This is a genomic window from Streptomyces sp. 840.1, from assembly GCF_003751445.1.
Classification (GTDB): Bacteria; Actinomycetota; Actinomycetes; order Streptomycetales; family Streptomycetaceae; genus Streptomyces.
The window spans coordinates 3549986-3570739 of sequence record NZ_RJUU01000001.1; the positions used below are offsets into that span (position 1 = coordinate 3549986).

The following is a 20754-nucleotide window of genomic DNA, read 5'->3' on the forward strand; positions in this document are numbered from 1 at the left end:
TGTCAGTTGCCGATCATCGTCGCGAACTGTTCCAGGGCCTCGACCGCCAGCGCGTGGTCCTCCGCCTGGGGCAGGCCCGAGACCGTGACCGAGCCGATGACGCCCGCGCCCTCGACCGAGATCGGGAACGAGCCGCCGTGCGCGGCGTACCGGTCCAGGTCCAGGCGCGACGCGTCCTCGAACGTCGTCCCCTTGGCCCGGAACCTGGTCCCGACCAGGTAGGAGCTCTCTCCGTAGCGCTCGACGACCCTGCGCTTGCGGTCGATCCAGGCGTCGTTGTCCGCACTCGAACCGGGCAGTGCGGCGTGGAACAGCTGCTGCGTGCCGCGCCGGATGTCGATCGCCACCGGTGCGTGCCGCTCCCGGGCCAGGGAGACGAGCAGCCCGCCGAGCGCGTACGCGTCGTCGTAGCCGAAATGCGGCAGCGTCAGCCGGCGCTCCTGAGCGATCAGCTCGGAGATGGTCGGAGCGGTGGGGTTCATGCGGACTGCTCCTCGGTGGCGGGTGCGGGGGTTGTGGGCAGGGTGACCGTAACGCCGTCGCGCGCCGAGCGGCGGGCGGCCTCCAGGACGTCCAGGGCGGCCGCGGCCTGCAGGGCGGTCACCGGGTTCTCGCCCTTCCCGCGCAGCGCGTCGACGACCGCCGCGTAGTACGCGGGGTAGTCGCCCGGCCGGGTACGGACCGGGGCGCCGCCGCCCGTGAGCGGGGACTCGCCCGAGCCGAGCCGGCCCCACAGCTCCTCGGCCTCCTCGCCCCACGGTTCGCCCTTCGAGGGGCGGGCACCCTCGCGCAGGGCGGCCTCCTGGGGGTCGAGGCCGTACTTCACATAGCCGGCGGCCGAGCCGAGCACCCGGAAACGCGGGCCGAGCTGGGCCGTCGTCGCGCTGACGTACAGGTGCGAGCGGACCCCGCTCTCGTGGGTGATCGCCAGGAACGTGTCGTCGTCGGCCGCCGCACCCGGCCGGCGCACGTCCGACTCCGCGTACACCCGCACCGCCGGGCCGAACAGGACCAGCGCCTGGTCGACGACATGACTGCCCAGGTCGAACAGCAGCCCGCCGATCTCCTGCGGGTCGCCCGACTCGCGCCAGCCGCCCTTCGGCTGCGGGCGCCACCGCTCGAAGCGGGACTCGAAGCGCTGCACCTCGCCCAGCCCGCCGTCCGCGATCAGCGAGCGCAGGGTGAGGAAGTCGTTGTCCCAGCGGCGGTTCTGGAAGACCGAGAGCAGCACCCCGTGCTCCTCGGCCAGCGCCGCCAGATCCCGGGCCTCGGCGGCCGAACCGGCGATCGGCTTGTCCACGACCACCGGCAGACCGGCCCTGATCGCGGCGGCGGCGATCGGCACGTGCGTCTTGTTCGGTGACGCGATCACGATCAGATCGAGCTCGTCCGCGCGCTGCCACAACTCGTCCGGCGAGGCGGCGAACCGTACGCCGGGGAATTCGGCGCGGGCCTGCTCGCGCCGCTCCTCGTTCGAGGTGACGACCGTGTCCAGGACGAGGCCGTCGGTCGCGGCGATCAGCGGGGCGTGGAAGACGGAGCCCGCCAGGCCGTAGCCGACGAGTCCGACGCGCAGGGGGGTCCCGGACGGGCCGGAGGTCTCGTGAGTCGCGTGGGCAGTCATGCACTCCACTTTGGCAACGCTGTTGCCAAAGTGCAAGCGGCAGCGACAATGGGTCCGTGAACAGGAGTAATACCGGCGCCAATCTGCCGACGCTGCGCGGCCACAACGCGGCGCTCGTGCTGGACCTGCTGCGGGTCGCGGGCGAGCGCGGGATCAGCCGGATCGAACTGGCCGAGCGGACGGGGCTCACCCCGCAGGCCGTCAGCAAGATCACCGCCCGGCTGCGGGCCGAGGGGCTGGCCGCCGAGGCGGGCCGCCGCGCCTCCACGGGCGGCAAGCCCCGGACCGTGCTGCGGCTGGTGCCGGAAGCCGGCCACGCGGTGGGGCTCCACCTGGACCGCGACGGGCTGACCGTGGTGCTCGTCGACCTCGCGGGCACGGTGGTCAGCAGCCGTACGGCTCCGCTGGACTTCGGCGCCCCGGCCGACGAGGTGGTCGCGGCCGCCGCCGTGGCGGTGGCGGAGGTGCGCGGCGACGGGGCCCGGCCGGTGCTCGGCGTGGGCGCGGCGGTGCCGGGGCCGCTCGACCACCGCGACGGAGTGCTGCACCGCGTCACCGGATTCCCGCAGTGGGACGGCTACCGGCTCGGGGACGCGCTCGCCGGGCGGACCGGGCTGCCCGTCGCCATCGACAAGGACACCAACGCGGCCGCCCTCGGGCTCGCCCTCCAGACGCCGGGGCCGGCCGACTTCGCCTACCTCCACCTCGGGACCGGGCTCGGCGCGGGACTGGTCCTCGGCGGTGCGCTGCACCGCGGGGCCCGTACCGGAGCCGGTGAGTTCGGCCATCAGACCGTGCAGCTGGACGGGGTCCGGTGCGGCTGCGGCGGGCGCGGCTGCCTGGAGGCGCTCTGCCTGGCGGCGGTGGCCCGGGGCGATGTGGCCGAGGCCGCGCGGGTGCTCGGCACCGGCGCCGCGAACCTGGTCGCGCTGCTCGACATCGACCGGGTGGTGCTGGGCGGGCGCACCGTCGCGGCCGACCCCGGCGCATACGTCCGCGGGGTGCGCGCGGTGCTCGACGAGCGGGCCCGGCGTGGGGGCGCGGGCGGGGGGCCGGCGGTGGACGTCACCGCCGGCGGCGACCGGCCGGTGGCCGAAGGGGCGGCGCAGCTGGTCCTGGCCCCGCTGTTCGGCCGCGTGGGCGGCGAGGACGCGGACCGGGACGGGGGCTGGGGCGCCTGACCCAGGCGGTCGCGGCGACACAGCCCGAGCAGGAGCAGGAGCAGGAGCAGGAGCGGCAGCAAGAGCAGGTACAGGTACAGGTACAGGTACAGGTACGGGCATAGACACAGGTACAGGTACGGGCATAGACGCAGGCGCAGGTACGGGCACAGGCACGGGCAGCGGCCCCGGGCTGTGTCCGCGTCGCGGCTCGGCTGATCGAGGGGTTCCGCGCCGCCGGCCGGGCGGCCTCGCGGCATGTCTGCGCGCGGGTGCCCCGGGGCGCGTGGCAGCGTCGCGGGTCCATACCGGTGAACTCCGGGTCCGGGGCGAGCCGACTGTTTCCGCGAGCAGCGAAGGCCGCCCTCATGCCCCCCACACCGCCCCCGCCCGCCACGCCCCCGGAGCACCCCGTGCCGCCGCCCCCGCCCGCACTCACCGGGCGGCCCCGGCACGGGCTCGCGCTCGGGCTGGCCGCCGCCAGTGTCGTCCCCGCCGTCGTGCTCGGCGGAGCGGCGAACGCGTCGGCGGCGCCGCAGCGCAATCCGGCCGCCACCCCGGCCGCCCCGACGACCTCGGCCCTGGCGGCTTCCGCTCCGGCGGTGTCGGCGGTGCCGGTGGCGGTATCCGCACCGCTCGCCGTCGGCGCCGAGCAGCAGCCCGCCTGCGGTGACCCGGAGGCGGCCGAGTTCCCGATCGACACCCGGATCCACGGCGGCCCCGACACCTACGCGTCCGGCGGCGGTTACGGCACCTGGTTCCTGGACCTGACCAACACCACCGCACATGCCTGCCGGTCCATCCACCCGGTCCTGGTCCTCACCGACGAGGACCGCAGGCTGACCTCGGACCAGATCCAGCTGAAGTTCTCCGAGCGCGCCCATCCGGACGTGGAGCACCGCGTCACCTGGGAGACGACCGACCGGGACGAGCACATCGGCGTCTTCGGCGGCGCCGGCGACGACGCCTTCGCGGGATTCACCGTGCCTGCGGGGCGCACCGTCACCGTCCAGGTCCGGCTCGCGTTCACCTCCGACACCAGCCCCGGCCGGATCACCGCCAACGCCGCGATCGTCCAGCGCAAGCACCCGGCGAACGGCAGGAGCGACAGCGGTACGGCACCGAAGGGCAGCGACGGGGAGTGGGTCGGCGAGTCCGATGACTATCTGTTCACCGTGATCGAGGACGAGGCCGGGACGGGCCCGGACGGCGACGACACCGACACCGGCACCGGCACAGGTACCGGCAAGGAGAACGAGATGGGCACCGGCGAGGTCGGCAAGGGCCACGAGAGCGAAGGCACCGGCCGCCTCCCCGACGGCACGGCCGAGCGGCCCGGCCGCCTCCCCGACGGCACCCGGCCCAGCGGCAGGGCAACCGGCACCCCGCGCCCCGTCGCACCGGGCCGGGACCCGGCCGGGGTCCCGGAGCTGGCCAGGACCGGCATCACCGTGCCGCTGCCCCGGCCGGTCCTGACCGTCTCGGGCTTCCTGATCGGCGGCGGAGCCGTGGTGGTCTGGTCCCGCCGGAGCCGCCGAGCGCGTCGGTGACGTCCTGCCGGAGCCGCCGAGCGCGTCGGTGACGTCCTGCCGGAGCCGCCGGGCAAGCCGGTGACGTCCCGCCCGACCCGCCACGCGCGTCGCTGACTTCCGGCCGACCGCGCACCGGGGCGCCCACCCGTGTTCATGTCCGTCTGCAACCATCGGGCCGTGGACTACCCGCACGACCAGGCACCTGGCGCACCGATCCGCTCCGGCATCCCGGAGCACGGCCGTATTCCCAAGTACTACGCCGTGAAGGCCCATGTCTCCGTCCTCATCGAGGAGTTGGGTGAGGGCGGCATGCTCCCGCCGGAACGGGACCTCGCCCTGCGCTACGAGGTGTCGCGCGAGACCGTGCGCCAGGCGCTGCGCGAACTGCTCCTGGAGGGGCGCCTCGCCCGGCAGGGCCGGGGCACGGTGGTCGCGGGCCCCAAGCTGGAGCAGCCGCTCTCCCTCGCCAGCTACACGGAGGGCGTACGCCGGCAGGGGCGCACTCCGGGGCGCCATCTCATCGGGCTGGAACGCTTCCCGTGCCCCGAGGCGCTCGCCGCCGAGATCGGGGCCGAGCGCGGGGAGCCGGTCTGGCACCTGGAGCGGGTGCTGCTCGCCGACGACGACCGGGTCGGCCTGGAGAGCACCTACGTCAGCGTGGCCCGGGTGCCGGACCTGGCGGGGGAGTTCGACCCCGACTCCTCGTTCTACGCCTACCTGCGCGACCGGCTCGGGATCTCCTTCGGTGACGCGGACGAGCGGATCGAGACCGTGCTGGCCACCCCGCGCGAGGCGCTGCTCATCGGTACGCCGCCCGCGCTGCCCATGCTGCTGATCCACCGGGTTTCGCGGGACGCGGGCGGCCGGCCGCTGGAGCGGGTGCGGACCCTGTTCCGGGGTGACCGGTTCTCGTTCACCGCCCACCTGAACGGCCGCGGCTGAGGCCGTCCGCGCCCACTTCCTGAAGGACGCGCCGTCCGGGGCCGGCGGGGCCGCTGGATCGTGGGTCCGGGCCAGTCCACGATCTCCTCGCGGCCGAGCGCCATGCTCGCCGGGAACCGCAGCACGTAGCGCGTCAGCGCGAGCCCCAGCATGGTCGAGGCGCACAGTGCCGTCCGCGACGCTGATGGTGGTCAACGGCCCGCTGATGTTGCGTGAGACCCGTGGGGCCGCCGTCGCGCAGGCGGCCCCACGGACCCCGCAGCCCGCCTGACCCCCTCGGTCCGGGCGGCCCGTTACCGGACTCGCGCGGGCGAGTCCGGTAACGGAAGAGTAACGGGTCTAGTCCAGGTTTGGGGTCCAGTTCACCCTCCCGTTGCCGTACCGATCCGTGCGGGTCACCCGTCCCGAGGAGCGTTGCCCTCGTGAGAGTCATCGTCGTAGGAGCCGGCGTGGTGGGAACCATGCACGCCTGGCACGCAGTGAACCGCGGCCACGAGGTCGTACAGATCGAGCGCGAGAGCGAGGCACGCGGGGCGTCACTCCGTAATTTCGGACAGATATGGGTCAGCGGCCGGGCCGGCGGCGAGGAGCTGGAGACCGCGCTCCGCGCCCGTGAGCTGTGGGAGTCCATCGGCGAGCGGGTGCCGGACCTGGGCTTCCGTGCCTGCGGTTCGCTCACGCCGCTGCGGACCGAACGGGAGACCGCGGTCGCCGAGGCGGCCGTCGCCCGCCCCGACGCGGCGGCCCGCGGCTACAAGCTGCTCACCGCCGCCGAGGCCCGCGCGGTCAACCCGGCCCTGCGCGGCGACTTCCACGCGGCGCTGTGGTGCGAGCGGGACGCGGCCGTGGAGCCCCGCATCGCCCAGCTCGCCCTGAAGCGGGAACTGCTGGCCTCCGGCCGGTACACCTACCTCGGCGGCCGCGAGGTGCGCGAGGTCGTCGGCGCCGCGTCCGTCCGCGACGACCACGGCGACGTGCACACGGGCGACGCCGTCGTCCTGGCCACCGGCGCCTGGCTCGGCGGGCTCGTCCGCGAACTGGCCGGGCCCGACCTGCCGGTGCGCCGGGTCCGCCTCCAGATGATGCAGACCGACGCGCTCGGGGAGAGGCTCACCACCTCCGTAGCGGACGCCGACAGCTTCCGCTACTACCCCGCCTACCGGGGTGAGGCGCTCGACGCCCTCAACGCCGGACAGCCGCAGGCCGCCACCGCCTCGGAACACCGGATGCAGCTCCTGATGGTGCAGCGCCGCGACGGCGGACTGACCATCGGCGACACCCACGAGTACGAGCACCCCTTCTCCTTCGACACCGTCGAGGAGCCGTACGAGCACCTCGCCGGCGTCGTCGAGGCCTTCCTCGGCCGTCCGCTGCCGCGGATCCGCCACCGCTGGGCCGGGGTCTACGCCCAGTGCACCGACACCGGCCGCGTCGTCCACCGCCAGCAGGTGCGCGACGGCGTCTGGCTGGTCACCGGACCGGGCGGCCGGGGCATGACCTGCTCGCCCGCCATCGCCGAGACGACCGCCAACGAACTGGGCTGGTGAAGAAGTTGACCACGGACAACACCCACAACCTGATCGTCCTCGACATGGCCGGCACCACCGTCGCCGACGGCGGCCTCGTCGAGCGGGCCTTCTCCGCCGCCGCCGGACACCTCGGCGTGGAGCCCGGCTCCGCCGACCACACCGAGAAGCTCGACTACGTCCGCGCCACCATGGGCGAATCCAAGATCACCGTCTTCCGCCACCTGTTCGGCGAGGAGACCCTGGCCCAGCGTGCCAACACCGCCTTCGAGGAGGCGTACGGACAACTGGTCGACGGCGGCCTCATCACCCCCGTCCCCGGCGCCCGCGAGGCCATCGAGCGGCTCCGGGCCGAGGGCCGCACCGTCGTCCTGTCCACCGGGTTCGCCCGCACCACCCAGGACGCGATCCTCACCGCACTCGGCTGGCAGGACCTCGTCGAGCTGACCCTCTGCCCCGCCGACGCGGGCGGCCGGGGCCGCCCCTACCCGGACATGGTCCTGGCCGCACTCCTGCGCACCGGCGCGGTGGACGACGTCCGCCGGACCGTCGTCGCGGGGGACACCTCGTACGACATGCTCAGCGGGGTGCGCTCCGGGGCCGGGATCGTCGCGGGCGTCCTCACCGGCGCCCACGACAAGGACCGGCTCACCCGCAGCGGCGCCACCCACGTGCTGGGCTCCGTCGCCGAACTGCCCGCCCTGATCGCGCGGGCCGAGGCATGACGGGCGGGGCCCCGGCCGTCCGCAGCGGCATCAGGTTCGACCGGGTCAGCGTCGCGTACGGCGGGAACGTGGTCCTGGACGGGCTCGATCTCACCGTGGAACCCGGCGAGGTCATGGCCCTGCTCGGGCCTTCCGGATCCGGCAAGACGACCGCCCTGCGCGCCGTCGCCGGATTCGTCCGGCCCGCCTCCGGACGGGTCTTCATCGGCGACCGCGACGTCACCGCCCTGCCGCCGCACAAGCGGGGCATCGGCATGGTCGTCCAGAGCTACGCCCTCTTCCCGCACCTGCGGGTCCAGGACAACGTGGCCTTCGGCCTGAAGGCGCAGAAGACGGACAGGGCCGAGATCCCGGGCCGGGTCGCCGAGGCGCTCGAACTCGTCGGCATGGCCGCCTTCGCCCGCCGCTACCCGCGCGAGCTCTCCGGCGGACAGCAGCAGCGCGTCGCCATCGCCCGCGCGCTTGCCATCCGCCCCGGCGTCCTGCTGCTCGACGAACCGCTCTCCGCGCTCGACGCCCAGCTGCGCTCCGGGATGCTCACCGAACTGGCCAGGCTGCACCGGGAACTGCCCGACGTCTCCATCCTGTACGTCACCCACGACCAGGTCGAGGCGCTCACCCTCGCGGACCGGATCGCCGTCATGGACCGGGCCCGGCTGCGGGACTGCGACACCCCGCAGGAGCTCTACCGGCGCCCGCGCACCGAGTTCACCGCCTCGTTCGTCGGCAATGCCAACCTGCTGCCGGTCACCGTCGCCGGGCCCGCCGACACGGTGGACTTCGCCGGGCACACACTCGCCGTACCGACCGGCCAGGTGGCCGGGGGCGTCACCGCCACGCTCTGCGTCCGGCCGCACCTGGTCGGGCTCGGGGCCGGGCCCAACGCGCTGACCGGCACGATCTCCGAGGTCCAGTGGCGCGGCTCCACCCACCGGCTGTACGTCGACGTCGACGGGCACCGCATCAAGGCGGACGTCCGGGAGCTGCGGGAGACGCCCGTACTGGGGGACCCGGCGACGCTGCACTTCGCCGCCGCCGACGCGGTGCTGCTGCCTGCCGGGGCGGGGGCCTCCCATGGCCTGCCCGCCGGGGCTGGGGCCTCCCATGGCTAGCGCCGTCACCGGTGACATCAGGCCGGCCGCCGCCGCCGGGGACGCCGCCTCCGGGCGCCGCAGGGGCCGGAACCTCTGGGCCCTGCCCCCCGTCGCCGTGCTTGCCGTCGTCTTCCTCTACCCGCTGCTCCTCGTCGTCCAGCAGTCCTTCAGCCCCGACGAGGGCGGTACCTCCACCGCCCCGTACACCGAGGTCTTCGCCTCCGCGTCCTTCCGCTCGGCGCTCACCACCACCGTCTGGCTCGCGGTCGGCGCGACGGCCGGGTGCCTGCTCCTCGGCTTCGTCCTCGCGATGGTCATCGCCTTCGTACCGTTCCCCGGCGGCAGGGCCGTCGCCCGGTTCGTCGACGTCTTCCTCTCCTTCCCGTCCTTCCTGATCACGCTGGCCCTGCTGTTCATCTACGGCAACGCCGGGATGGCCAACGGCCTGTGGACGGGGGCCACCGGGGCGGCCGACGGGCCCTTCCACTTCCTCACCACCCCCTGGGGCGTCCTGCTCGCCGAGATCACCTACTTCACCCCGTTCGTGATGCGCCCGCTGCTCGCCGCCTTCTCCCAGCTGGACACCGCGCAACTGGAGGTGGCGTCCTCGCTCGGCGCCGGACCGGCCCGCATCGTGCGGCAGGTGATCCTCCCCGAGGCGCTCCCGGCGCTCGCGGCGGGCGGCAGCCTCGTCCTGGTCATGTGCCTCAACGAGTTCGGCATCGTGCTGTTCACCGGCGCGAAGGGCGTCACCACCCTGCCGATGCTCGTCTACAGCAAGGCGATCCTGGAGTCCGACTACCCGGCCGCCTGCGTCGTGGCCGTCGTCAACATCGCGATCTCCGTCGGCCTCTACAGCCTGTACCGGGTGGTGAGCCGCCGTGCTGGTGCATAGCCGTACCGGGAAGTGGGCCGCCTGGGCCGTCTTCCTGCTGCTGTTCGTCCCGCTGTTCGCGGTGCCGCTGCTGGTCGTGCTCGCCGCCTCGTTCGCCACGAACTGGTCCGGCGCCCTCCCCTCCGGGCCGACCCTGGAGCACTACGGCGCGGCCACCGCGGGCGACTCCCTCCAGGCCCTCACCACCAGCCTGGTCACCGCCGTCACCGCGAGCCTCCTCGCGCTGATCGTCGGCTCCTGGGCGGCGCTCGCCGCGGCCTCGCTCGGGCGGCGCGGGAAGCGGTTCCTGGACGCGTTGTTCATGCTGCCGGTCGCCGTGCCGTCCGTCGTCGTCGGGCTCGCCGTGCTCGTCGCCTTCAGCAAGCCGCCGATGCTGCTCAACGGAACGCGCTGGATCGTGATCCTCGCGCACACCGTTCTTGTCACGGCGTTCGCCTATTCGTCGGTTTCGGCCGCGACAGTACGTCTCGACCCGATGTACGAACAGGCGGCCGCCAGTCTCGGTGCCCGCCCCGGATACGTCCTGTGGCGCATCAGGCTGCCGCTCCTGCTGCCGTCCCTCACGGCGGCCGCCGGGCTCTGCTTCGCCCTGTCCATGGGCGAGCTGAGCGCCACGATGATGCTCTACCCGCCGGACTGGACGCCCCTTCCGGTGCAGATCTTCGCGGCCACCGACCGCGGCTCGCTCTTCACCGGGGCCGCCGTCGCCGTGGTCCTGATGGCGACGACCCTGCTCGTGCTGTTCGCGGTCTCCCGCATCCGCACCAGGGCCTCCTACCGCTGACCTCCCCCGCTCCGACACGTCTTCCAGGAGATACGACTCCCATGCGCAAGAAGCACCTCACGCCGATGGCCGCCGTCACGGGCGCGCTCGCCCTCACCGCCTCGCTGTCCGCCTGCGGCGGCTCGTCGGCCGCCTCCGACGAGAAGACCGTCACCGTCTACAGCGCCGACGGGCTCAAGGGCGAGAACGGCGACGGCTGGTACGACAAGGTCTTCAAGGACTTCGAGAAGAAGACCGGCATCAAGGTCGAGTACGTGGAGGGCGGCTCCGGCGAGATGGTGCAGCGCGCCGTCCGCGAGAAGACCAACACCCAGGCCGACGTACTGGTCACCCTCCCGCCGTTCATCCAGCAGGCCGACTCCAAGGGCCTCCTCCAGGCGTACGAGCCGGCCGGTTCCGACCAGGTGGCGAGCGCCGACAAGGCGGCCGACGCCAAGTGGACCTCCGTCGTCAACAACTACTTCGGCTTCATCCACAACACCAAGGAGCTGAAGACCCCGCCCGCCACCTGGGAGGAACTGCTCGACGGGAAGTACAAGGAGAAGGTCCAGTACTCCACCCCCGGCGTCGCCGGTGACGGCACCGCCGTACTCATCAAGGCCATGCACGACTTCGGCGGCAAGGAGCCGGCGATGGCCTACCTGAAGAAGCTCCAGGCCAACAACGTCGGCCCGTCCGCCTCCACCGGCAAGCTCGCGCCCAAGGTCGACAAGGGCGAACTGCTGGCCGCCAACGGCGACGTCCAGATGAACTACGCCCAGTCCAAGGACATGCCCAACCTCGGCATCTGGTTCCCCGCGAAGGCCGGTTCGAAGCCCACCACCTTCGCCCTTCCCTACGCCGCCGGCCTGGTCAGCAAGGCCCCGCACAGCGCCAACGGCAAGAAGCTGCTCGACTTCATGCTCGCCGAGCAGGCCCAGAAGGACGTCAGCGCGGTCGGCGGCGGCTTCTCCGCCCGCAAGGACATCGAGGCGACCGACGCCAACGCGGTCGCGCTGGCGAAGCTGATGGAGGGGGTCGAGGTCTTCGAGCCGGACTGGTCGGACATCGCGGCCGACCTCGACTCGTACGTGGACGCGTGGAAGTCGGCCACCGGCAGCTGACCGTTCCGGGACGGTTCACCCCCGGGGTCTGGACCTCCGATGGATTATCGCGAAAAGATAACGGGTCTGGACCCACGTTCGACTCCGCGCAATCCGGCGGGGAGTCGAACGCCTTCCCCGTGTGCCCCCACCACTTCGACGGAGGATTCCCGTGAGCTCAGCCATGTCCCGCCGCACGCTCCTCATGAGCGCGGCCGCCATCGCCGCCGCAGCGCCGCTCGCCACCGCGGCGACCGCCCGCGCGGCGGCCCGCACCCCCAAGGTCCTGGTCATCGGCCTGGACGGCGCCCTGCTGAACAGGATCAAGGACGCTGACGCACCCCACCTCGACGCACTGATGGCGGCCGGACTCACCTCCGTCAGCCCGCTCTACGCCGACCCGATGGCACCCACCCTGTCCGGCCCCGGCTGGTCCACGGTCATCACGGGCGTCTGGCCCGACAAGCACCGCGTCAAGGACAACGCCTTCACCGGCAACGACTTCGCGCGCTACCCCGACTTCCTCACCCGGATCGAGACGGCGAAGCCCGCGCTCTCCACGTACGCCGTGGCCTCCTGGAACCCGGTCACCGACACGATCTTCTCCGCGAAGGTCGACACCCGCGTCTCCACCCCGGACGCCGAGTACGACACCGGCACCACCAGCCGGGCCGCCGCCGAGCTCTCCGGCGGCAACCGGGACGCGGTCTTCGTCCACCTCGACAACGTCGACCACGCCGGCCACAGCTACGGCGCCGCCAGCACCCAGTACCTGGACGCGATCCACGGCGTCGACACCCAGGTCGGCCAACTGGTCGCGGCGGTGAAGGGCCGGGCCGGCTACGGCTCCGAGGACTGGCTCATCATGATCACCGCGGACCACGGCCACACCGACGCCGGCGGCCACGGCGGGGCCAGCGCGGCCGAGCGGCAGACCTTCCTCATCGCGGCCGGCGGCGGCATCACCGCAGGCTCGACCCGCTACGACATCAAGATGCCCGACGTCGCGGTCTCCGCCCTCGCCCACCTCGGCATAGCCGTCGACCCGGCCTGGGGGCTCGACGGGCGGCCGCTCCAGCAGCCGTCCCCCGACGCCTTCGACGCGCTGCGCCCGCAGCTGCGGACCCGGGCCGACGAGACGGGCATCGGAGCCTCCGTCCTCGGCTTCACCCACACCCCGCCCGCCGGGTGGACGGTCGACAACAGCGCGATGGGCACCGGCGGCGTCACCGAATGGCGCGGCTGGACCTTCACCACCGACGAGTTCTGGACCGCCGCCGAACGCGGCCAGTGGCGCGAGAACAACGTCCGGGCCCGGAACGTCTTCGCGGTCGCCGACGGCGACGAATGGGTCGACAAGAGCTACACCGGCACCTTCGACTCCACCCTGATCAGCCCCGCCTGGCCGGTCACCGGCGGCCGCACCGCCACCCTCGCCTACACCACCCACTACCGCCAGGAGGCCCCGCAGAAGGGCGAGGTGCTCGTCTCCTACGACGGCGCCGCACCCGTCGCCGTGAAGACCTACACCTCGGACACCGTCTCCAGGAGCGAGTCGCTCGCCCTCCAGGTCCCGGCCGGAGCCTCCACCGCGCAGGTCCGATTCCGGTACACAGGGGGAAACAACTGGTTCTGGGCGGTCGACGGTGTGAGGATCACGTCCGGCTGATCCGCGGCCGCGGCCGGACCTCTGAGGAAGGACCCCCTAAAATCGGGTACGCCGGCGCTGCACAACGCGGTGCCGCCGGCGCCCCGCACCCGGCGTACGGCACATCAGGAGTCCCGCATGGCAGAGCGCAAGCCGATCTCGTCCTGGCTCACCGACATGGACGGAGTCCTCATCCACGAGGGGACCCCGATCCCCGGCGCGGACGCCTTCATCAAGCGGCTGCGCGAATCCGGGCTGCCCTTCCTGGTCCTCACCAACAACTCCATCTACACCGCGCGCGACCTGCACGCCCGGCTCAACCGGATGGGCCTCGACGTGCCCGTCGAGAACATCTGGACCTCCGCGCTCGCCACCGCCCAGTTCCTGGACGACCAGCGGCCCGGCGGTACGGCGTACGTCATCGGTGAGGCCGGGCTGACCACCGCACTGCACGACATCGGCTACGTCCTCACCGACCACGAGCCCGACTACGTGGTGCTCGGGGAGACCCGTACCTACTCCTTCGAGGCGCTCACCAAGGCCATCCGGCTGATCAACGGCGGCGCCCGCTTCATCTGCACCAACCCGGACGAGACGGGCCCGTCCGCCGAGGGCCCGCTGCCCGCCACCGGGTCCGTCGCCGCCCTCATCACCAAGGCCACCGGCAAGGCCCCGTACTTCGCGGGCAAGCCCAACCCGCTGATGATGCGCACCGGGCTCAACGCGATCGGCGCCCACTCCGAGTCCAGTGCCATGATCGGCGACCGGATGGACACCGACGTGCTGGCCGGTCTGGAGGCGGGCATGCAGACGTTCCTGGTGCTCACCGGGCTCACCACGGTCGCGGACATCGACAGGTATCCGTTCCGGCCGTCCACCGTCGTCGACTCCATCGCCGACCTCGTGAACCTCGTCGACCTGGGCTGATCACGGGCGGGGGGACGGCGCTGCGGCCCCGTCCCCCCGCACACCCGACCGGCCCAGTGCCGGGACCCCTGCGGATGCGGAAACGCGCCGCACGCGTGAACCTTCCATAAGGAGGTTCACGATGCGTTCAATACCCCTCACGTTCTGTGCCGCCGCAGCTGCTGCGGCGACCCTGATGCCCGCTTCCGCCGCACTGGCCAATTCCGGTTCGGACCACGACCAGGACTCGCGGTCCCGGGCCACCCTCTCGGTCTCCCCGTCCTCCATCGCTCCGGGCGGCGAGGTCGACCTGGAGGTCGGCGGCTGCAAGGGCAAGGAGGCCAAGGGGAACTCCGAAGCCTTCGTCTCCGAGGCGCGCTTCTCGCCCGGTGACGACCGGACGCTCTTCGCGGAGGCCCGGATCCGCTCCGACGCCGAGCCCGGCGAGTACGACATCCAGGTGGTGTGCAAGGACGACCGGCACACCAAGGTGTCCGGCGTCGTCACCGTCGTCCACCGCAACCGGCCCATGCCGGTCGCCCCCGTCCGCGCGGGCGGCGGCGGCACCGCCGTGCTCGCCGACCAGGCTGCCCAGCAGGAGGGCCCCGGCACCGTCCACGCGCTGGTCGGCCTCGCCCTGGCCGCCGTGGCCGCCGTCGCGGTCGCCTTCCGCAGCGCGCGCCGCCGCCGCCCGGCCGTCGACTGACATGTCGTCCTCGGACCGCTCGACGGGGCACGGCAGGCTGCTCACCGGAGTGGCCTGGGCCGTGCTCCTGCTGGGCCTGTGGCTCTGGGGCCGGGGCATCACCGACGGCTCCGGCATCGGCTCCGCCCCGACCACCGGGGACGTCGCCGCGGTCGGACGCCCGCTCGGCGTGCCGCTGCCCCCCGCGCACGACCCGATCAAGGGCGTGACGCCGCGGAGCGTGGAGATCCCGTCGATCGGCATCCGGGCCCCCGTTGTCTCCCGGGGCCTGGACGGGGACGGCGCGATCGAACCGCCGTCGTTCGACACGCCCCAGACCGTCGGCTGGTACGGCAGCGGCACCGAGCCCGGCGCCAAGGGGCCGGCGCTGTTCGTCGGCCACGTCGACACCGAGACCAAGCCGGCCGTCTTCTACGGGCTCAGCGCGGCCCGCCCCGGCGCCAAGGTCGAGGTGACCCGGACCGACGGCACCGTCGCGGAGTTCACCATCGACGACGTCCAGGTCTTCACCCGGGCCCGCTTCAACGCCCAGAAGGCCTACGGGCCCCGCAAGGACGGCCGGGCCGAACTCCGGCTGATCACCTGCGGCGGCACCTACGACCGCGCCTCGCACTCGTACACCGCGAACGTGGTCGTCTCGGCGTATCTGACCGGCGAGGAGTCGGCGGAGAAGGCTGCGGAGAAAGCCGAGAAGGCCGCGAAGGAGCCGGCGTAGCGGGGCGGGCCCGTGGTCCCGGGGGTACACGGCCCGGCCGGCCGCCCGGTGTTCCGGGCGCCGGCCGGGCCGGTCCTCGACCGCGGGGCGCGGGCCGCGGGAGTGGCCCGGCGCGGACACGGGAGGTCGGTGGCGTCCACGTCCGCCGCACGTCCACTGTAGGACGCCGAACTCGACTCGCCCAGCTGCTTTCTGACGGTACGTCGATAACCAGTCACGCTCCGCGCCCGGCCAAGTCGGGCAGAGCGTGGTGAACCCGCCGTAACGGCTCGTCGGTGATGTGGTGCGGGGCCGGGCCGCTCCCGGGCGCTGTGCCAGGATGGGCGGCGATGCGACGGGGAACGCCGGACTGGAACTAAGGGGAGTGGATGTACGGCAGCCACAACGGCCGGTTCGGTATGCGGGGAGCGGGTGCGGCCGTGCTCGGCGCGGCGCTGCTGCTCGCCGGATGTTCGTCCTCCGGTGACGGCGGGGACGAGCAGGGTTCCGGCGGGAAGAACCCGGCGGCCGTCGGCCAGCAGCCCAAGGGCACCGACCCGTACTGGGTCAACCCCGACGGGAACGCCGCCCGGCAGGTCGCCCGGTACACCGGGGACGGCAACGCGAAGGACGCCGGCCTGGTCCGGAAGATCGCGGGGCAGCCGGTCGGCGAGTGGATCGGCCCGGACAGCCCGGAGGCCGAGGCCAAGGGTTTCACGGAGGCCGCGGCGAAGGCCGACCGCGAGGCGCTGCTGGTCCTCTACAACATCCCGCACCGCGACTGCGGACAGTTCTCCAAGGGCGGCGCCGCCGACGGCGACGCCTACCGGGCCTGGCTGGAGGGCGTCGCCAAGGGCATCGGCGACCGGGGCGCCACGGTGATCCTGGAGCCGGACGCGGTGCTGCACCTGGTCGACGGGTGCACCCCGCAGGAGTTCCACGAGGAGCGCTACGACCTGCTCAAGGGCGCGGTGGAGCGGCTGAAGAAGCTGGCCGGCACCAAGGTCTACCTGGACGCGGGCAACGCGGGCTGGCACACGCCGGACGCGCTCTTCCAGCCCCTGCGCCGGGCGGGCATCGACAAGGCCGACGGCTTCGCGGTGAACGTCTCCAACTTCCAGACCACCGACGTCAGCAAGGACTTCGGCAAGCGGCTGTCCGCGAAGGTGGGCGGCAAGCCGTTCGTCATCGACACCAGCCGCAACGGCAACGGGCCGTACACCGGCGGCGATCCCGCGAAGAGCTGGTGCAACCCGCCGGGACGGGCCCTGGGTGAGACGCCGACGACGTCCACGGGCGACGAACTGGTCGACGCCTACCTCTGGATCAAGCGCCCGGGGGAGTCCGACGGCGACTGCCGGGGCGGCCCGAAGGCCGGCGACTGGTGGCCCGAGTACGCGCTGGGCCTGGCCCGCAGCACCGGATAGGAGCGGACCGCCCCCGTCCGGTGCCGCGTCGGGCGCCTACGGCACCTCGACCCACGTCCCCTCGGACGGCGTGCCCTTGCCGTCGGTGACGAAGAGCATGTACCAGCCGGACGGCACCAGCGCCCGGTTCTCCGGCACCGTCACCGAGATCCCGCCGTCCGTCTTCTTCAGGTCCAGGGCCACCGACCGCTGGTCCGTGTCCGTGACGTGGGTGACCGCGCTCGGCCGCATCAGCTTCGCGGACTTGATGTCCGCCGCCTGGTTCGTGGTGAACATCGCCGTACCGCCGCGCTTGATCTCCTTGGGCCCGGCGGTCAGTTCGGGACGCGAGTCGCGGTAGAGGTAGGGCGGGGTGTAGATCTCGATGCGCTGCTCGAAGACGCCGGGCCGGGTGTTCGCCTTGTCGGAGTAGAGCGAGTCCGAGCCGAAGATCATCACCCGGCCGTCGGGCAGGAGCACCGAGCCGGAGTGGTAGTTGCGGCCCACCGCCGGGTCCGCGACCCGCTCGTACGTGTCCGTCTTGGCGTCGTAGAGCCGCGCCTGCAGGACGTTGGAGCCGCCGCGGCCCCGGTAGTCGTTGGAGCCGCCGGTGACCAGCAGCGAGTCGTCCGGGAGCAGGGACGCGCTGGGGTAGCGGGTGCCTTCGTCCAGGGACGCGCCGTCCTTGAACTTCGGGTCGGCGTCCTGGAGGTCGACCAGCCGGGACTTCTCGCTGGACTTGTCGGACTCACCGACGCCGCCGCCGCCGATCACCATGAACTTCTCGTCCTGGGCCGGGGGCAGCCGCACGGTCGTCGAGGTCTCCATCTGGTCCGGGTCGCTCAGGCCGGGGATCTTGGTGAACTTGTTCGTCGCCAGGTCCCAGACGCCGGGCGCGCGGCCGACGGTGGCGGGGCCGTAGCCCGCGTTCGAGCCGGAGTAGAAGAGCTTGCCGTCGTTGAGGAGGAAGACCGCCGGATAGGTGGGGAACTTCCGGACGATGCCGGTGTACGACCACTTCCTGGTCTTCGGGTCGTAGACCTCGTCCTTGCCGGGCACGATCTGGCCGATCTCGTCCAGGCCGGACATGGCGAGGACCTTGCCGTCCTTGAGCGTGGTCAGCGTCGGGTACCAGCGGGCCTCGTTCATCGGGTCGACGGTGATGTACTTCTCCGCCACCGGATCGAATTCGAAGGCCTCCCGGATGCCCTGGAAGTCCTTCTTGTCCAGGGCGAGCTTCTGGGCGATCCCGTACACGTTGCGGGTGTCCGAGCCGGACAGGCCGGCTATCCGGTAGTTGTCCTCGGTGCCCGTTTCGTACTTCGTACCGGACTTCTGCGCCTCGACGTAGATCCGGCCGAGCCCGGGGTCGTTGCGCAGGAAGGCTCCGGTGTTCTTGTCGAAGACCTTCTTGGCCTTCTCCACCAGCACGGGGTCCTTGGTGACGAAGGTCTTCCCGTTGGTCTTGCCGGTGAATCTGGTGCCCGCCGGAAGCGTGATCGGCTTGTCCGGGTCCTCGTTGTGGACGATCATCAGGCCGCCGGCCTTGGTGACGTCGCCCTTGAGCTTCTCGTACTGCTTCGTGCCGCCGGCTATGAGCAGCTTGCCGTCCGGGAGCTGGGTGTGACCGGCGCAGAACATGTCCTTGGGCGTCGGTATGTTCTTGAACGCGTTGGTCTTGGGGTCCCACAGCACCGAGCGGAAGCTCTTCGCGTCGAAGTTCTTCTGGTTGTTGCCCGAGCCCGCGACCAGCAGCACCTTGCCGGTGTGCAGCAGCGCCGCGTGGATCGTGTTGATCTTGTACTCGGAGGGGATGTCCAGGAAGTCCCAGTGGCCGTTGGTGGCCTTGTAGCCGGCCTGGTTGATCTTGTAGTCGTGGTAGCGGTCGGTGCTGAAGCGGTACAGCCACGGCCCGTTCGCTCCCGCGAGCGCGAGGACGACCGCCGTACTGATCGCCATGCGGCGGGTACGGCGGCTCGGACGGTACTTCATGGTTTACGTCCCCCAAGGGCGATCTGCATGGTCTGTTCGTTCCCGGCCCAGCCGGTGTTCTCCTGGCGGGCGTCCTGGTGCCCGGCGGGCGGGCCGCTCGGCGGCGGTGGCTCCGCACGGCGCTTCTTCTTCTCCGCCCGTACGGTGTACCGCCAGCCGAAGACCGGCGCCGCGGTGATCAGCAGCGCCAGTGCCGCCCAGGTGAGCATCGCGGGATGGCTGTGGCCGAGGACGAAGGACGCCACGATCGAACCGGCGAAGACCAGGATGAAGAAGAGGTGGATGCGGAAGGTCCCGAAGAGGGTGTCCGGGCTGGAGGAGTCGCCCTTGGGCGTGACCACGAACGAGCTCTTGCGGCGCAGCACGGCGTCCATCAGCGAGCGGGCGTAGATCGGCGCGGAGAGCGCCGACATCATCATGCCTGCCAGCCCGCCGGAGCCCTCGGGCTCGTGCGGCGAGACGTTGTGCCGGCGGTTCCAGATGTACAGCCCGATCTGGAGCGCGGAGGCGTTGCCGTACAGCATCATCCAGACGACCGGGTCGATCTGCACGCCCGAGGCGCCCATGCCCAGGAACAGGGCGCAACTGAGGGCCGCCAGGATCCAGTTCATGGCGGACATCGGGTAGAAGATGATCATCATGGTGTAGTTGAAGAGCTTGCCCGCGGGCAGCGAGAAGAAGCCCTTCCAGTACTGCTTGAGGATCGTCTCGTACGTCCCGCGCGACCAGCGCAGCTGCTGGGTGAAGAAGTCGGTCCACGCGGTCGGGCCCTCGCCCACGGCCAGTACGTCCGGGGTGTACACCGAGCGCCACTTGCGGCCGGTGCGCGGGTTGCGGGCGCGGTGCATCTCGAAGCCGGTCGCCATGTCCTCGGTGATCGAGTCGTACAGGCCGCCGATCTGCTTGAGGGCCGAGATCCGCACCGCGTTGCTGGTGCCGACGAACATCGGGGCGCCGTAGCGGTTGCCCGCGCGCTGGATCAGCGCGTGGAAGAGGAACTGCTGGGACTCGGCGGCCTTGGTGACGAAGGTGTCGTAGTTGCCGTACACCTGCGGGCCGATGACGAAGCCGACGTCCGGGTCGCGGAAGTAGCCGAGCATCCGCTCCAGGTAGTTGGGCATGGGTACGTGGTCGGTGTCGACCGATGCGAAGAAGTCGTAACCGTCACCGTGCGCGTCGAGCCAGGCGTTGTAGTTGCCGTGCTTGGTCTTCGCCCGGTGCGGGCCCTTGGCCTGGTTCCAGTGCGCCACGCCCTTGCGGGAGAAGTGGTGCACCCCGAGGCGCCGGCAGACCTCCTTGACGGCCGGGTCGTCGCCCTCGTCGAGCAGCCAGACGTGCATCAGGCCGCGGTGGCGGATGCGGACGGCGGCCTCCAGCGTCTTCGTCACCATCTCCAGGGGTTCCTTGCCCGGGACGAAGGAGGTGAGGAAGGCGACCCTGGTGCCGTTCTCCGGCACGACCGGCACCGGATCGCGCGCGACCAGGGTGGCGTGTGCGTTGGACAGCACGTTCAGGGTGCGGAACAGCTCGATCAGGCCGATCGACACCAGCATCACGATGTCGAGGATCAGCAGCGTGTCGTTTCTGAGGTTCGGGTCGCGCTGCGTCCAGTGCTCCGGCTGCATCAGCCAGGCGAACAGGCCGAGCGAGACGAGCGGTGCGGCGCCCAGCAGGAGCGCCGCGCGTATCCGGTGCGGCTCCTGGGAGAGGAGCGAGCGGTAGCGGACGGTGTACGGCTTGGCCGGATCGGGCTGGGTCAGTGGCCCGGCGAGCCGGCTGTAGTGCTCGTAGTCGTAGCGTGGCAGCGCCTTCTTCGGACGCCGGCTGTAGCCCCCGGTCCGGAGCTTCGGGGGTATCCGAAGCTGCGTGGTCCGGGAAGGGTCGTCGTTGTTCGGCCGGGCGCCTGGCGGCGTCGACGTCATGGGTCATCCCCCTGCACGCAGGCGGGGCTGCGCGGTCGGTCGGTCCTTTCGCCTGCCGCGTGCCCCCCTGGAACGCGACCGACGGCTCAGTGGTGGGCCACCCTTCCAGAGACACG

The 20754-nt window shown here is 72.0% G+C and carries 18 protein-coding genes and 1 pseudogene; 14 read left to right on the top strand and 5 right to left on the bottom strand.

Annotated features, from left to right (window positions below; all coding sequences use genetic code 11):
- Nucleotides 1-2 precede the first annotated feature (2 nt).
- Both EDD93_RS16220 and EDD93_RS16225 read right to left on the bottom strand, forming a co-directional pair.
- A complete protein-coding gene (locus EDD93_RS16220; protein WP_123525815.1) occupies nucleotides 3-482 on the bottom strand; it encodes a heme-degrading domain-containing protein in 480 nt (159 codons plus the stop codon).
- On the bottom strand, nucleotides 479-1624 hold the full coding sequence (locus EDD93_RS16225; protein ID WP_123525816.1) for a Gfo/Idh/MocA family oxidoreductase: 1146 nt from the start codon (nucleotides 1622-1624) through the stop codon (nucleotides 479-481). The genes EDD93_RS16220 and EDD93_RS16225 overlap by 4 nt, the downstream gene beginning before the upstream one ends.
- A 56-nt stretch (nucleotides 1625-1680) precedes the next feature.
- On the opposite strand from EDD93_RS16225, the gene EDD93_RS16230 reads away from it, so the two are divergent.
- From EDD93_RS16230 to EDD93_RS16240, 3 genes are all read left to right on the top strand, one after another.
- Complete coding sequence (locus tag EDD93_RS16230) at nucleotides 1681-2805, top strand: ROK family transcriptional regulator (protein ID WP_123525817.1); 1125 nt, start codon at nucleotides 1681-1683, stop codon at nucleotides 2803-2805.
- A gap of 347 nt (nucleotides 2806-3152) precedes the next feature.
- Nucleotides 3153-4334, top strand: a complete 1182-nt coding sequence (locus tag EDD93_RS16235; protein WP_260255753.1) for a hypothetical protein — start codon at nucleotides 3153-3155, stop codon at nucleotides 4332-4334.
- Between the two features lie 159 nt (nucleotides 4335-4493).
- Nucleotides 4494-5258 carry a GntR family transcriptional regulator gene (locus EDD93_RS16240; RefSeq protein ID WP_123527808.1) on the top strand — a complete coding sequence of 255 codons (765 nt, stop codon included), beginning with the start codon at nucleotides 4494-4496 and terminating at the stop codon, nucleotides 5256-5258.
- A 50-nt stretch (nucleotides 5259-5308) separates the two neighbouring features.
- Here the strand turns inward: EDD93_RS16240 and EDD93_RS16245 are convergent.
- Nucleotides 5309-5437 (bottom strand): annotated as a pseudogene (locus tag EDD93_RS16245) (TetR/AcrR family transcriptional regulator); the annotation flags it as partial.
- Nucleotides 5438-5680: 243 nt separating this feature from the next.
- Here EDD93_RS16245 and EDD93_RS16255 point away from each other — a divergent pair.
- The 11 genes from EDD93_RS16255 to EDD93_RS16305 all read left to right on the top strand — a co-directional run bounded on the left by EDD93_RS16255 (nucleotide 5681) and on the right by EDD93_RS16305 (nucleotide 16745).
- Complete coding sequence (locus tag EDD93_RS16255) at nucleotides 5681-6805, top strand: TIGR03364 family FAD-dependent oxidoreductase (protein ID WP_123525819.1); 1125 nt, start codon at nucleotides 5681-5683, stop codon at nucleotides 6803-6805.
- A complete protein-coding gene (locus EDD93_RS16260) occupies nucleotides 6802-7509 on the top strand; it encodes a phosphonatase-like hydrolase (RefSeq protein ID WP_123525820.1) in 708 nt (235 codons plus the stop codon). The genes EDD93_RS16255 and EDD93_RS16260 overlap by 4 nt, the downstream gene beginning before the upstream one ends.
- Nucleotides 7506-8621: an ABC transporter ATP-binding protein gene (locus EDD93_RS16265; protein ID WP_123525821.1), complete on the top strand. Its 1116-nt coding sequence runs from the start codon at nucleotides 7506-7508 to the stop codon at nucleotides 8619-8621. Before EDD93_RS16260 ends, EDD93_RS16265 begins: the two co-directional genes overlap by 4 nt.
- Complete coding sequence (locus EDD93_RS16270; protein WP_123527809.1) at nucleotides 8614-9498, top strand: 2-aminoethylphosphonate ABC transporter permease subunit; 885 nt, start codon at nucleotides 8614-8616, stop codon at nucleotides 9496-9498. The genes EDD93_RS16265 and EDD93_RS16270 overlap by 8 nt, the downstream gene beginning before the upstream one ends.
- Nucleotides 9485-10282 (top strand): ABC transporter permease, encoded by a 798-nt coding sequence (locus EDD93_RS16275; protein ID WP_123525822.1) that lies wholly within the window; start codon nucleotides 9485-9487, stop codon nucleotides 10280-10282. Before EDD93_RS16270 ends, EDD93_RS16275 begins: the two co-directional genes overlap by 14 nt.
- A gap of 65 nt (nucleotides 10283-10347) precedes the next feature.
- Complete coding sequence (locus EDD93_RS16280) at nucleotides 10348-11385, top strand: 2-aminoethylphosphonate ABC transporter substrate-binding protein (protein WP_398905076.1); 1038 nt, start codon at nucleotides 10348-10350, stop codon at nucleotides 11383-11385.
- 163 nt (nucleotides 11386-11548) lie between these two features.
- Nucleotides 11549-13033 carry an alkaline phosphatase family protein gene (locus EDD93_RS16285; protein ID WP_123525824.1) on the top strand — a complete coding sequence of 495 codons (1485 nt, stop codon included), beginning with the start codon at nucleotides 11549-11551 and terminating at the stop codon, nucleotides 13031-13033.
- 117 nt (nucleotides 13034-13150) lie between these two features.
- Entirely contained in the window at nucleotides 13151-13939 is a 789-nt protein-coding gene (locus EDD93_RS16290) for an HAD-IIA family hydrolase (RefSeq protein WP_123525825.1), read from the top strand.
- Between the two features lie 121 nt (nucleotides 13940-14060).
- On the top strand, nucleotides 14061-14624 hold the full coding sequence (locus EDD93_RS16295) for a hypothetical protein (RefSeq protein ID WP_123525826.1): 564 nt from the start codon (nucleotides 14061-14063) through the stop codon (nucleotides 14622-14624).
- Nucleotide 14625: 1 nt separating this feature from the next.
- The gene (locus EDD93_RS16300; protein ID WP_123525827.1) at nucleotides 14626-15339 is read left to right on the top strand and encodes a class F sortase; all 714 of its coding nucleotides are present in this window, start codon (nucleotides 14626-14628) and stop codon (nucleotides 15337-15339) included.
- 368 nt (nucleotides 15340-15707) lie between these two features.
- Complete coding sequence (locus EDD93_RS16305; protein WP_123525828.1) at nucleotides 15708-16745, top strand: glycoside hydrolase family 6 protein; 1038 nt, start codon at nucleotides 15708-15710, stop codon at nucleotides 16743-16745.
- A 36-nt stretch (nucleotides 16746-16781) separates the two neighbouring features.
- Here the strand turns inward: EDD93_RS16305 and EDD93_RS16310 are convergent, their stop codons facing one another.
- Both EDD93_RS16310 and EDD93_RS16315 read right to left on the bottom strand, forming a co-directional pair.
- Nucleotides 16782-18716 carry a kelch motif-containing protein gene (locus EDD93_RS16310; RefSeq protein WP_123525829.1) on the bottom strand — a complete coding sequence of 645 codons (1935 nt, stop codon included), beginning with the start codon at nucleotides 18714-18716 and terminating at the stop codon, nucleotides 16782-16784.
- Nucleotides 18713-20638, bottom strand: coding sequence for a glycosyltransferase (locus EDD93_RS16315; protein WP_123525830.1), 1926 nt, complete (start codon nucleotides 20636-20638; stop codon nucleotides 18713-18715). The genes EDD93_RS16310 and EDD93_RS16315 overlap by 4 nt, the downstream gene beginning before the upstream one ends.
- Nucleotides 20639-20754: the final 116 nt, after the last annotated feature.

Excerpts from the sequence above, each read along its gene's own strand:
- EDD93_RS16220 (WP_123525815.1), bottom strand. The coding sequence starts at position 482 with ATGAACCCCACCGCTCCGACCATCTCCGAGCTGATCGCTCAGGAGCGC.
- EDD93_RS16225 (WP_123525816.1), bottom strand. The coding sequence starts at position 1,624 with ATGACTGCCCACGCGACTCACGAGACCTCCGGCCCGTCCGGGACCCCC.
- EDD93_RS16235 (WP_260255753.1), top strand. The coding sequence starts at position 3,153 with ATGCCCCCCACACCGCCCCCGCCCGCCACGCCCCCGGAGCACCCCGTG.
- EDD93_RS16265 (WP_123525821.1), top strand. The coding sequence starts at position 7,506 with ATGACGGGCGGGGCCCCGGCCGTCCGCAGCGGCATCAGGTTCGACCGG.
- EDD93_RS16270 (WP_123527809.1), top strand. The coding sequence starts at position 8,614 with ATGGCTAGCGCCGTCACCGGTGACATCAGGCCGGCCGCCGCCGCCGGG.
- EDD93_RS16280 (WP_398905076.1), top strand. The coding sequence starts at position 10,348 with ATGGCCGCCGTCACGGGCGCGCTCGCCCTCACCGCCTCGCTGTCCGCC.
- EDD93_RS16285 (WP_123525824.1), top strand. The coding sequence starts at position 11,549 with ATGTCCCGCCGCACGCTCCTCATGAGCGCGGCCGCCATCGCCGCCGCA.
- EDD93_RS16290 (WP_123525825.1), top strand. The coding sequence starts at position 13,151 with ATGGCAGAGCGCAAGCCGATCTCGTCCTGGCTCACCGACATGGACGGA.
- EDD93_RS16295 (WP_123525826.1), top strand. The coding sequence starts at position 14,061 with ATGCGTTCAATACCCCTCACGTTCTGTGCCGCCGCAGCTGCTGCGGCG.
- EDD93_RS16300 (WP_123525827.1), top strand. The coding sequence starts at position 14,626 with ATGTCGTCCTCGGACCGCTCGACGGGGCACGGCAGGCTGCTCACCGGA.
- EDD93_RS16305 (WP_123525828.1), top strand. The coding sequence starts at position 15,708 with ATGTACGGCAGCCACAACGGCCGGTTCGGTATGCGGGGAGCGGGTGCG.
- EDD93_RS16310 (WP_123525829.1), bottom strand. The coding sequence starts at position 18,716 with ATGAAGTACCGTCCGAGCCGCCGTACCCGCCGCATGGCGATCAGTACG.
- EDD93_RS16315 (WP_123525830.1), bottom strand. The coding sequence starts at position 20,638 with ATGACGTCGACGCCGCCAGGCGCCCGGCCGAACAACGACGACCCTTCC.